The organism is Lysinibacillus odysseyi 34hs-1 = NBRC 100172 (assembly GCF_001591965.1).
Taxonomy (GTDB): domain Bacteria; phylum Bacillota; class Bacilli; order Bacillales_A; family Planococcaceae; genus Lysinibacillus_B; species Lysinibacillus_B odysseyi.
This window is the reverse complement of record NZ_BCVX01000002.1, coordinates 185,155-198,308: the sequence shown is the minus strand read 5'-3', so window position 1 is coordinate 198,308 and position 13,154 is coordinate 185,155. Positions and strand designations below refer to the sequence as shown.

Genomic DNA, 13,154 nt, shown 5'->3' with positions numbered 1-13,154 from the left:
TTCAGACGTTTTAAGTAGCAAGGGAACGTTATTGGGAGAGGGCACTTTGTTCGGCAAGCAGCTGAGCGATAATTTGCTGGATTCGTTCGATCTCTTCCTGGATTTCCTTTATTTTTGTCGCCAATGCCTCAAACGTAGCACTAAATTGTGTAGTTTCAATTTCAATGTAGCTGGCGAGGATACCGTTTTCTCGAATATCATCGAAGGCCTGGGCCCAATTTCCGTGCCATGTTGTCGTTGTTAAGGAAGGCTTTATCATAAGGTTTTCATTCTCAGAGAATTCCCCCTGCTTTGTTTGCAATTTGCTATTGCATGACTCCAAGCGCAGCAGATCACTCTGCTTTTTCGCTAAAAGCGCATAATAAAATGCTAAAGACACTTATATCACCTCTAACGTTTTGAAAGGATTTTGTTTCCATATATTATTACTATAGCATATAAAATATAGTTGAAAATGGTAATTTACTACAGTTTGATAAAGGGGAAAATGAGTAAAATACTACTAACTGTGCTGGTAATTTATAACTGATTTTCGGTATTGTTATTGACCAATATAGAAGTTGATTTTAGAATGAGTTTAAATTTTGCAAAAGGAGAGATGTTTATGTCAGGAATTATTCGAGTTACCCCTGCTGAATTAGAAGCAATGGCGGGACGCTATACAGATGAGAGTGGCCAGGTAGATGAACAGATTATTCGTCTAGATAAAATGATTGAAGAATTGCAAGGAATGTGGGAAGGGGAATCCAGCCGTGCATTCGCTGACCAATATTCCACATTAAGACCATCTTTCGTTGAGATGCAAAAACTTTTAGAAGATGTCTCTGTACAATTAAAAAAGACTGCACATGCACTGGCAGATGCAGATCGTCAAATTGCGAGCCAAATTCGCGGTTAATCATCATCTACATGAGGAAACTGGAAGAGCGTCACTTTTTAGGAAAGGCGCTCTTTTATTTTGAGGTGATATAAATTGTACATAGAAGTAACGGTAGATTTAAAAAATTACACAGGGGAAAGCTTTGACATCCGTCTTTCCGACTATTATTCCGTTAAGCAATTAGTCGATGTTGTCTGGCAAGTAAAGGCTATAACTGACATTCCAAGAGAAGGATATTGGGTACGTGTGCAAAACAAAAAAATCATGTTATCCGGGAGTGAACAGCTGGCAGCCAGTGGGGTCACGACAGGCGATCGTCTAGAAATTTTGTAAGGGAGTAATACGATGACAGAAAAAAAACAAACATATCTTGAAAGTCAGCTGGAAGCAAAGATTGAAAAGACTCCGGAACTCGTCACGATCACTTTCCAAAAGGAAAAAATTAAATTCCAGGACGAACTTGAAGTGGCCTTATTGAAAAGTGCCAACCCCTTCATTCGAAAAGACATATCTTTTACAGAAGACGAGCTGATTATGACCTTCTACCCGGAAAAATATCATATGTCCTTTGCCCAGCTTATAAAGCATGAAGAAAAAAGCAGATGGATGTTTGCCGCGAATTTAGTAAAGGCAGTGGCAGCCCATTCATCGAACCGCCTCCATCTATTTATCTGCCCTGAAAATATTGTCATTGATGAAAGTATGACGCCCACATTCCTTCATTATGGTGTAAAAGAAAGTGTGCCTCCATATGAAAAAAATGATGAGCGGACGTTTCGTGAAACAAAGGCGCTTGTTGCCGCAGCGGTGGAGCCAAAATATACCTTTGAGCAGTATTACCAATTCTCTGATTCGATTAACCGCACGCCCGAGGTTGAAAAAATACTGCAGGCCACTGATGAAACGGAATTGATAAATATTATCCAAAAGCGCATCAAAAAGCTTGTCGCAGAGGAAAAAAATTATACAAAAATGACACTGGTGAAGCGTAATTGGCTTCGCTATTCGATTGTTGTCCTTTTATTATTAGCCATTCCGTTAGGGATTTACAATGGGTATTCCGTATTCATTTTACAACCTAGACAAGAGGCTTATATTTTTTCTCAGGAGCATTACCTTCAAAAAAAATACAGCGAAGTCATCAATACACTTTCAAACTATGAGGTGGAGGATATGCCGAAAGTTATTCAATACGAGCTATCCATTTCCTATATCATCAATGAAACGCTGACAGAAGAACAGAAGGATAATGTGTTAAATACAATCACCTTACAGACAGATCCCCGCTATTATCAATACTGGATTTTCCTCGGACGCGGCCAGGCAGAAAAAGCGCTGACAATTTCACGCCAATTAGAAGATCTGGACTTAATTATGCTGGCTCTTCTGCACTACGAGGAAGAAGTGAAACAGGATAGCGATTTAAAAGAAGAAGAGCGCGAGCGGCTCCTAAACGAGATTGAAACAGAAAAGAAAGACTATGAAAAACAAATTCAGGAATTGCAGGAGCTAATAGAAAAGGCTGAGGAAGAAAAGGAAACCCCAGTGAAGGATGAGCAGCAAGAAACAAATGATCCGGCTGATGCAACATCGTCGGCACAACCTGAAAACAAACAGGAAAAGCCAGCGGATACACAAACCGAAGAAACACCAACACCGTAGAGTAAGTGATGGATAAAAAAGATAAGTGTTTCGCATAGGTGGTAAGTACAATACCTCATACACTCTCTTGGCAGTCTGGTGAATTGTAGTCCTTGTCCTGAGCAGTATGGATGCCCCCTCTAAACAAGTGGAGGGGGACCAACCTTTAAGCAAGAGAAGGTGGAATAATTGAGCGCATTTTTGTTTTTTTACGAAAATAATTACCAAATAATACAATTGAATAGAAAACAAATGGAAGCATTCACTATCGGAAATGAAATCGACCGTACGGTAACAATTAGACAATTTCCTTTTACAAATGGTTTCCTTTCGATTACGGAAGATGCTGTTGGATATAAAGTGAGACAGGACGGCCAAATTCTTGGTAATTTGGAGGCAAATCGGCCATTTGAGTTAGTAGACGGCAGCCGTAGCCTGACAATCCTTCATTTACGTTCGGACGGAGAAACGTCGGATTATTTTGTAGGGGAAAAGGAAGAAATTGTCGTTTCAGATTTTCTGGAAACAGCTGATATTTTCAAGACAGAAGCGCACTTCAACGGGAAAAAACAGCTTCATTTTTCATTTTTTAAGTATGAAGAAGAGTGGAGGATTGCTCCGGGAGACAGTGATGTTTATGTAAACGGTAAAAAAATCGGAGGTAAACGGAAAATTGAGGTAGGGGATTGGATTTTCACACCATGTATGCTTCTTCGTTTTATAGAGGAGGATGTTTTGCAGGTAATCGGCTATGAACAGTATGAAACGGCCCTTCCTCCAATCAAAGTGCCGCTTTCGGAAATGAAAAAGAAGTACCCGATTTACCGGCGGACGCCCCGTATGCTTTATGAAATGCCAAAGGAAAAAGTCTCCCTATCCTTCCCAGCCCAGGAAAGTGAATTGTCCAATAGGGGACTGTGGTTGATCATTCTTCCACCGTTAGTGATGCTGATTGTGATGGGGGTAGTCGCGATCATTCAGCCAAGGGGAATTTTTATTATTGTCTCGATGGTTATGTTTATCATGACAATGATTACCTCCTCCGTACAGTACTTTAAAGACCGCAAGCGCCATAAGGAAAGAGAAGAGAAACGGGTGCGTGTGTACAGAAAGTATCTAGAGGATAAACGGGAAGAGCTTCAGTCACTGGCAGATCAGCAAAAGTTTGCTGTGGAGTTCCATTTTCCCGCCTTTGAACGGATGAAGTATTTGACAGCGGGAATTTCTGATCGGATTTGGGAACGTTCCATTACAAGCAGAGACTTCCTGCACTTCCGTCTCGGGACGGGGAGCATACCTGCCAGCTACTCGGTTACGCTCAATTCAAATGATATGGCTAATCGGGAACTGGATGATCTCATCGAGAAATCACAGCAATTAGAAAAGTTGTATAAAGAAGTGAAAGATGTACCGATTGTCGTCGATTTTTCAGTCGGTCCTGTTGGGCTGATCGGGAAAGAACGTGTCGTGAAAGACGAAATTCACCAACTAATCGGTCAGCTGGCATTTTTCCATAGCTATCATGATATCCGATTTGTCTTTATTTTTGAGGAGAAAGACTATGAAGAATTTGAGTGGATGAAATGGCTGCCGCACTTCGTTCTGCCGAATCGGCATGCAAGAGGGTTTATCTATAATGAAACAACGCGGGATCAGCTTCTAACATCCATCTATGAAATGATTCGGGAACGGGATGTGATGGAGAAAGAGGACAATCTCATTTTCACACCGCAGATTGTCTTTATTGTGACTAACCCGGCACTTATTGCTGACCATGTCATAATGGAGTATTTAGAAGGAGAGTATGCAAACCTCGGCATTTCAGTAATGTTTGCTGCAGATGCCAAAGAGAGCTTATCGGATAATATCCATACACTCGTCCGCTATATTAGTGATACAGAAGGGGATATCCTGCTGCGCAACCAGCGGACAGTCAATATTCCTTTTAAGCTGGATGCACATAGCAGAAAAGGCAATGAAGAGTTTGCTCGGATGCTGCGCACACTTCACCATCAGGTCGGTATGACAAACTCCATTCCGGCAAGCGTGACTTTTTTAGAGATGATGAACGCAAGCCAGGTGGAGGAGCTGCCAATTTACGAAAACTGGATTTCCAACGAATCTGCAAAATCGCTTGCCGTGCCGATCGGACTGAAGGGTAAGGACGACTATGTGTACTTAAACCTTCATGAAAAGGCCCATGGACCGCATGGATTGCTGGCAGGTACGACCGGCTCGGGGAAAAGTGAATTTTTACAGACTTATATTTTATCGCTGGCTGTTCACTTCCACCCGCATGAAGTGGCATTTCTTCTGATTGACTATAAGGGGGGCGGGATGGCGAAGCCTTTCAAAAAGCTGCCTCACCTTTTAGGGACAATCACCAATATAGAAAGCAGCGTGAACTTTACAAACAGGGCGCTTGCTTCCATCCGAAGCGAACTAAAGCAACGCCAGCGTCTATTCGACCAATACAGCGTTTCACATATCGATGACTATACAACGTTATATAAACAGCAGATTGCAACAGAACCGCTGCCGCATTTATTCCTTATTTCCGATGAATTTGCAGAGCTGAAAAATGAAGAGCCGGAATTCATCCGTGAGCTTGTCAGTGCTGCGCGGATCGGGCGGAGTCTAGGGGTCCATCTTATTTTGGCGACACAAAAACCTGGTGGGATTATTGACGACCAAATCTGGAGTAACTCCCGCTTTAAGGTTGCACTGAAAGTACAGGATGCAAATGATAGTAAGGAAATCCTGAAAAATGCCGATGCAGCTGCTATTACAGTGACGGGGAGAGGCTATTTGCAGGTAGGAAACAATGAAGTGTATGAGCTGTTCCAATCTGCATGGAGCGGAGCCCCTTACTTAACAGAGCATGCGGAGGGTGAAAATGAAATTGCCCTTGTAACGGATTTGGGGCTTATTCCTTTATCGAATGTTTCGGCAAATGAACCAGGCCGCAAGACACGGACAACCGAAATTGATGCGATTGTCGAGCAGATCGCGATACATCATGAGGAACATAATATCGAGATGCTGAAGAGTCCATGGCTGCCGCCGCTTGCTGAAAGAATACCCGGTACCGGCTATCCGTCACCGTCACCAGAGCTCATTCCGCTTGCTGTTATGGATGAGCCGGAAAAGCAAAGTCAGGCTCCTTATTTCTACCGCCTGATGGACGACGGCAATATCGGTATTTTTGGAGCAGTCGGCTACGGAAAATCCTATACTGCGCTGACGATTCTACTTGGTATTGCGCAGCATTATACACCGGAAGAAGTGCACTATTATTTACTGGACTTCGGTAATGGTTCATTGCTGCCATTAAGACAGCTGCCGCATGTTGCAGACTTCTTCACGATGGAAGACACACGGAAAATCGAAAAGCTCATGAGTTTCCTTCGAGAAGAAATCAAGCGAAGAAAGCAGCTGCTTCAAGATTACGAAGTGAGCAATATCAAATTATACAACCGCATTAGCGAAGAACGTCTGCCGGTATTATTCATCGTCATTGAAAACTTTGACTTCGTGAAAGAAGAAATGCAGGATATCGAGCAATTCTTCAATCAATTTGTAAGAGATGGCCAATCATTGGGAATTTATATGATCTTCACAGCAACGAGAATTTCCACGGTTCGACAGGCTATGATGAACAATCTTAAAACAAAGGTTGTCCATTATTTGTTCGACCAAAGTGAAGCATATACGGTTTTAGGCAAGACAACATTAAAGCCCGAGCCTATACCGGGAAGGGCCATCATCAAAACGGATGAAGCCGTATTTGCACAAGTGCTCCTGCCTGTCGATGGTGCAACTGATTTTGATGTGCTAGAGGGAATCAAAGAGCGGGTGCAACTGATGAAGGAGCGGCATAAAGATGCTGTACTACCTGCTCCGATTCCGATGCTGCCGGCACAATTGACGCTTGAAGGCTTTAAAGGGTATATCCAGCAGACAGGCAATTCACGGATGCTGTTCCCAATTGGGCTTGAAGAGGAATTTGTCCAGCCGGTCAGCGTAAACCTGCAAAGCAATCGACATTGCCTCATTCTCGGCCAGGCACAAAAAGGCAAAACAAATATCCTGAAAAATATGGTAAGAACAGCGCTCGAATACGGAATCGAAGATATTGCTGTCCATGATTCAGTCGAGGGAGCATTGGCAAACATAGCTGACTCGGAAGCTGTCGCCATATTGGAGATGAAGGAGCAAATAGCTGACTGGCTGACAACAGCAGAAGGAAAGCTTGCCGATCGTGAAAAGCAATATATGGCAATGAATGCGATGGAAAGGGCGAGTCATTCGTTTGAACCGATCCTATTCATCATAGACGATTATCCAAGATTCCTGGCCAAGCTGGATAACAGCTTACAGGACCGAATCAGCAAGCTGATGAAAAATTACAGCCATTTAGGCTTCAGCATGATTGTCGCCGGTAACAGCAGCGAGGTAACAAAAGGATACGATGCATTAACAGGCGAAATTAAGCAGATCCGCCAAGCAATCCTTCTTGTGAAAAAATCAGAGCAGACGCTGTTTACCCTGCCATATGACCGGAAAGAAGAGGATGTCATAACAGGCTTCGGTTATTATGTATTAAATGGAAATGCAGTGAAAATACAAATTCCATTATGCGAAATAGAAAGAAGGATCTACACGTGACAAAAAAGACAAAATTAACAATCACCATTATCTCTGTGATGATTTTGATTATTGCGACGCCTTTCCTATTTTTCATGGGAATTGGCGAAAACCCTTTTTTTGATCGTTCCAATGGGATTAAAAAAATTGCCATCGTCAATGAAGACGGAGGGACAGAGAAAAAAGAGCAGCTCTTTGATTTCGGGGAGGAAATGGTGCCGATTCTTTCAGGCGATTCGGATTATGAATGGGTCGTCACTAGTAGAAGTGCTACGGAAAAAGGATTACAGGATCGGGAATATGACGCTGTAGTCTATATCCCGTCCGATTTTTCCGAAAACATCATGACATACGAAGAGCAACAGCCGGTAAAGGCAGAATTTAAATATACAATTTCCGACCAGTTGAATGCGATTAACCGTGAAAAAATTCTACGTGAAATCAACAAAGCAACCTCACGGGTGAACGGAAAAGTTGGTACCCTTTATTGGAGCTATGTATCCCAGGACCTCCAAAAGGTGCGGGACCAATTTGATACGATTCTTGATAAGGAAATGGAGTTTCTAGATACAATCTCCGCCTATTATCAGCCGAATCTCGCAACAGTCGTACAGGACATTGAAAACCAAAAAGGCCTGCTGGAAAATCTGCATACAGCTGTAGAGGGTCAAGGGGCTTCTGTTGGAAACAGTGCAGATCAAGCAAAGCAGTTTGAATCGGGGCTCCTTGAGTTCGTGACATTTGTAGAGCAGTACAAGGATTTCCAAGTGGCAAACCAGCAGCTCCTGCAGACGATGCAAGATGAGAATGTGCAATTAGTCGTGAAAGCAAAAACGGAGCAGGAACCCCGCTTCATGACGATGAAGGATCAATTGGACAAAGCAAATGAAGCATTCACTACGAATGTAGAACAATTGGAGGACCAGCTGGCATCAAATCAAAAAACATTTGTAGAGTTGAGAAAGCATGCGTCCAATCAGCAGGATGAAATTTGGAGTCTGCTGAAGGAAATAGAAGGTGAGCTCGTCGTTGAATACGAAAACGAAGTAATTGCAATGAGAAATAAGGTGGATACTGCCCCTGTTTTACCTGTAAAACCAGATAGCGGCAACATTCCTCCTGTCACTTCTACAAATGTAGATGACTATCTTGCTTCTTCCAAGATTTCAGCTTTGGAGGCTGAACGAGGAAAACTGCAGGCAATCCTTCAGGAAATTACAAATATGAAGGGTCAGGTAGGAACTGATCCGGCAACTGCGACAGAAGGGACATCGAATGAACTTGAAGTCCTACTAACGAATGTAGTACTACAGCTTGCGGAGATCGAAACAAATATCAAGCTGATTCAGCAGCAGGAAAGCCAGCTGCAACAGCAGCTCGGTGATGCCCAATCCGATCTTGGCGTTGAACAGGAAAACACAGAGGAAGAAGTAGAAGAGGAGCTTTCCATTGCCGAGAAAATCGAGCAAAAGGAATCAGAGATTCTTCAGTCAGAGCAAGTGACAGACGGAAAAAGAAATCGTCTGCTCAAAATATTCCAAACACCGCTGCCAAATGTGGAAGAAGATCTTCTGCTTTCCTATTTCGAATCATTGGTGAAGTATGAATCAGTGATCGATACGCAATTAATAGATGAAAATAATCATCTTATCGACTCAAAAGCAAATGACATTCTGGACATCGCAGAGCAGGAAAGAGCCGGCTTTGAGGAGTTGAAAACGGGCATGCCTGCTGCCCAACAGCAGCTTGCTACATTAAAGGATGATATCAATTCATTCTTTTTCGCACAGCTTGTCACACTGGAGGCAGACTATGTCGAAATGACTGAGCAGATGGACCAAGTTGAACAAAGCGCTAATAATGCAAGAGAGCAAATGAATGTCCTGCTGTCAGACACGCCTGTTTCTGCAGGTGATATGCAGGGAGCCGGTCTTGTATCGGGTCAGCAGTCACTTAGCCAAGAGCTGGAGTTCATAAGAGCTTCGATGGAAATGGTAACGGACAATCAAGCAAACCTGATGGCTGTAACAAATGAGCTGCAAACAAAGGCTCAAGGTGTCAATGCAGATACTTCTGTACTCAATAATAAATGGAATGAAAATGTCAAAACGACAGAACTCTACCGAAATGATATCCATGCGATTCTAAACGGAGCGTTTATCGATGGGCAGAAGAACGGGCAAATCTATGAATATTTAGCAACACCGCTTGCGACAAGCAGCCTGGACCCAACTATCCAACAGGAAAATAAAATGCCGCCGGTTATTATATTAGCGATCGTACTGATCAGCGGACTGATGATTGGATACTTCTGCTATTACTTCAAGCAGGATAAAGTACTTGTCCGTATGGCATTATTCGTCCTGCTGAACATTATTGTCGGTCTTATCATCAGCATCTATGGCTTGGATATTTATCCTTTAAGTGAACAAAGCTCCATCGAATGGACGATTTTCACAGTGATGCTGCTGACAACGGTCTCTGCCGTCATCTTTGCCGGCTTCTCTATTCACAGCCTAGTCGGCTGGTTCGTGACGGTCGCGGTCATTGTATTCTTCGTCACACCGATGCTTGCACTGCTTGCTACAAATATCGATTATGAAGACCCGATGTCAAAAGTTTACCTATCCATCCAATATGGTCCGGAATCACTTCTCATGACAGCAGTAGTCGTGCTCGCTGCTATTTTGGTGTTTGCAGCTGTCATTCCGGCGCTTGTAAAACGTCTGAAAAAGGAGTCTGTTCCATTCGATGATGAAGCATCTATGGAAGTATAGCGTTCTATTAGCCGTTGTTTTCTTATGGATGGTTTCAGATACCGATTTGGCTTTTGCCAGTCCAAGTCTGGAGGAGCTGAATCCGAATGAGTATAAGGATAAACAGTTTAAGGACAACACGGAATATATTCATAATGATCCTTTATTGGAGAAAAGAGAACACTTACCCGAGGAGCAAAAGCTTCTCGACTTCCTACCAAAGAATTACGATGCCAATGAGGAAATGAAGAAACAGTTGTTTCAAGAAGGCTTTGAAGAACACAAAACGACTGCCTATGAATCTACCAAGCTTCTGCTTTTCACAAATAGTGAAAAGGAAGTGAAGACCGAGGATATAAAAAGTCGCAGCCTTGTGAATACAAAAGGCATCAAAACCTTCTACATCGGCCTGCTGCTAGGCTTGTTGTTTTTGACATTCCTGATTTTGCTGCCACGGTTCATCCGCGGTACGAAAGAAAGTACTTAAAAAGCCAGCCAGCTTTTTACTTTAGCATAAGCCCTTCTTCGGTCTGAGGAAGGGCTTATAGCTGAAAAGGTATTAATTTTTTCTAGTTGATGATTTCCTATCCGGCACTTATCTAAAATCAAAGGAGTAAAGAGGAGATGATTGCATGACAACTGAAATCAAAATGATTTATGCAGAAGCAGAAGAGCAGCTAGGTGTAATGGAAACAGAAGCCAATGCATTAAATCCGAAGGCGGAGCCAGAGATTACAGGCAACGTATTAGAGGTAGCAACAAAATTAAATAGTGTAGCAAAAGAGCTTGAGAACCTTTTGACGACCTATCAAACGCTGCTGCTCAACAATGTCCAGACATCGAAAAATTCTGTTCAATATATGAAAGAGCAGGATGAGAAAATATCTGCTGCCATTAACGGAGCAGTGTTGAATAAGCCGTATGTAACATACTCTTAATCTTTTGCAGTCATCTGTCAGGCTTCCTTATGGAGCTTGACTGTTTTTTTCAGCAGGCAGAATTGAGGGTTAATAGGACAGACCACTTACATCAAGCCTGAGGGGAATTCCCTCAGGAGACAGCTTTGCAGTCCCAGTGCTTGTCGGAACTACTCGGCATTTTAGCACTTTGGTTTAGAAATGTTTCTAATCAAATTAAAGTGGGTGATATAATGAAAGTATTGGATGTCGATCTTCTGCATGATGGATTGATCCGTAATATTAACAGGATGAACCGGCTGGAGAAAGAAATCACCGCAATCCAGAAGGCGGTGGAGAAACTTACAGCTATGGAAGAAGCGCTAAAAGGAGAAGGCGGCCAGGCAATTCGTGACTTCTATACATCCTGCCATCTCCCTTTCCTTCAATATTTCCTGTCATTTAAAGAGGAATTCAATACAGTCCTCCAGCAGGCTCAGCAGGCACTTGTCTCACTGGAGCCGGTCGATGCCGGTCATATTGTAGAGGAATTCCTGGAGACGAAGGTCGAAGAAGGACTCACAGAAAGCGCCACGATTACCGCAGCCCTGACAGACGAGGCGAATGCCATCATGGATGAAGTCTCGGATATCGTCGGCCTGCCGAAGCTTGACGATACGCTTGTTCAGGAAAGTGTTGCAGATGCCAAGACAAAGCGGGATGACACGGTAGAGGCACTTCATACATTTGACAGTACCCAAACAACGCAGCTCGTACCGATTGAATCAAGTATCCAGTCGATGAAGGAGTGGGTACAAAACATCGAAGGTCTCTTCCAAGAAGGACTGACGGATGTCAACTTCCCGACCGATAAGTGGTCGAGCATCACGGGTAACAGTGCGATTGCGATGAGCCTGTCTGCCATGGGTGTAGAGAACGGAATTGACTCGCAGGAGATGCTCGCATGCGAACGTCCCGTCGAAACAGATGTGAAGGAAGATAAGGCGTGGTATAAGGTTGTAGGAGATGTGCTTGTAGGAATTGCTGAAGGGGTTGCCAAAGCAATCGCGGATATTTTTACAGGCTTGTTCGACCTATTAAAAAACCTGTTCACAGATCCTGTCGGCTTCTTTGGCGGTCTTGCGACAGCGATCATGAACCCGATCGATACCGCAAAACAGATGTGGGGGGCGGTCGAGGCGGCATGGGAACGCGATGTTGTGAACGGAGATGCCCGCAGCCGCGCTGAATTCTTCTCCTATGGAATCGTCTCGGTTATCGGAGTGAAGGGACTCGATAAGCTCGGTAAGGCAGGGAAACTCGGCAATGCCGCGTCCAAGGCCGATAATACCCTTCCGTACAATGCGATGAAGACCGACAAGCTGAAGGAAACCCTCAAGACAAATGTCTACGCCACGGTTCAGCAAAAAGCCCAGCAGGCAGCGGATTTTTGGAAAAGCAACTTCAGTAAAGAAGCGATCAATAAGACCATCGAGGCCGTGAAAAATTCAGCGATTATTACAAAAGCTAAGAATACCCTTGATCCAGCCAATATCAAGGCGGCCGCTGCTAAAACGTATGATGACGTGGTGAAGACACCGATTGCCAAGACGCAGGCGGCATTGAAGGCAAAGAAGGCAAAGAAGGAACAACTGCTTGACATGCCTTTACCTAACTTTGGATTAGCCCCTGTTCCTCTTGGTCCCACAACGAACATGACCGTGCGGGAAGGAATAGAAGCCACGAAGGACACGGTGATGCAGGCCGTTGGGAAGCAAGATGGTGGGGGGAAACGGGATAAGGATACGGTTAATCTTAGTGGAAAAGTTTTAAAAGATAGATCTCAGGTTGTGAGATTAAAACTCTCTGAGTCGATAGCAGCATTTAAAAATACAGATGAATATATAAATTTATCTAACACACAAAGGAAAAAAATAGATAGAAAAATAAATACACTACTTAATAATGGTAATGTTGCAACAGCAGATGTGAATATATTGGGTGTAAAAAAAGAATTCAATGCTCATAGTCAAATTCATTCTAGTGATAGTTTAGGGGCTGATGTTATGGATTTTTCATATGCAACAGCAGAAAGTAATCGTATTTTCAAAAATTATGTGATAGATGAATTTCCAAGATATAATGATACAGAGGTAAAGATTCTTGAAGACATAGCTTCAAAAATAAAAGACCCAAATATTAAAGGTGAGATTAATCTTTTCTCAGAGTTAAATACTTGTCAAAGTTGTACAAATGTTATATTAGAGTTTAGAGAAAAATATCCTAATATAAAGTTGAATGTCTTTACAAATGATACAGTAATTCCATAAGGAT

9 protein-coding genes are annotated in these 13,154 nt (G+C 43.0%); 8 read left to right on the top strand and 1 reads right to left on the bottom strand.

Annotated elements, in window-relative coordinates; genetic code table 11:
- Positions 1 to 28 precede the first annotated feature (28 nt).
- Positions 29 to 379, bottom strand: a complete 351-nt coding sequence (locus tag BOD01S_RS03820; RefSeq protein WP_036155900.1) for a DUF5082 family protein — start codon at positions 377 to 379, stop codon at positions 29 to 31.
- A 225-nt stretch (positions 380 to 604) separates the two neighbouring features.
- Between BOD01S_RS03820 and BOD01S_RS03815 the strand changes: the two genes are divergently transcribed.
- From BOD01S_RS03815 to BOD01S_RS22440, 8 genes are all read left to right on the top strand, one after another.
- Entirely contained in the window at positions 605 to 898 is a 294-nt protein-coding gene (locus BOD01S_RS03815; RefSeq protein WP_036155902.1) for a WXG100 family type VII secretion target, read from the top strand.
- 75 nt (positions 899 to 973) lie between these two features.
- Positions 974 to 1,213, top strand: coding sequence for an EsaB/YukD family protein (locus tag BOD01S_RS03810; RefSeq protein WP_036155904.1), 240 nt, complete (start codon positions 974 to 976; stop codon positions 1,211 to 1,213).
- 12 nt (positions 1,214 to 1,225) lie between these two features.
- Positions 1,226 to 2,542, top strand: a complete 1,317-nt coding sequence (gene essB / locus BOD01S_RS03805; protein ID WP_036155906.1) for a type VII secretion protein EssB — start codon at positions 1,226 to 1,228, stop codon at positions 2,540 to 2,542.
- 168 nt (positions 2,543 to 2,710) lie between these two features.
- Entirely contained in the window at positions 2,711 to 7,189 is a 4,479-nt protein-coding gene (gene essC, locus BOD01S_RS03800; RefSeq protein WP_036155908.1) for a type VII secretion protein EssC, read from the top strand.
- Positions 7,186 to 9,945 carry a type VII secretion protein EsaA gene (esaA, locus tag BOD01S_RS03795; protein ID WP_036155910.1) on the top strand — a complete coding sequence of 920 codons (2,760 nt, stop codon included), beginning with the start codon at positions 7,186 to 7,188 and terminating at the stop codon, positions 9,943 to 9,945. Before essC ends, esaA begins: the two co-directional genes overlap by 4 nt.
- Positions 9,923 to 10,411, top strand: coding sequence for a type VII secretion protein EssA (gene essA, locus BOD01S_RS03790; RefSeq protein WP_169804308.1), 489 nt, complete (start codon positions 9,923 to 9,925; stop codon positions 10,409 to 10,411). Before esaA ends, essA begins: the two co-directional genes overlap by 23 nt.
- Positions 10,412 to 10,556: 145 nt before the next feature.
- Positions 10,557 to 10,862, top strand: coding sequence for a DUF5344 family protein (locus tag BOD01S_RS03785; protein ID WP_036155914.1), 306 nt, complete (start codon positions 10,557 to 10,559; stop codon positions 10,860 to 10,862).
- A 140-nt stretch (positions 10,863 to 11,002) separates the two neighbouring features.
- On the top strand, positions 11,003 to 13,150 hold the full coding sequence (locus BOD01S_RS22440) for a T7SS effector LXG polymorphic toxin (protein ID WP_156117043.1): 2,148 nt from the start codon (positions 11,003 to 11,005) through the stop codon (positions 13,148 to 13,150).
- Positions 13,151 to 13,154 lie beyond the last annotated feature (4 nt).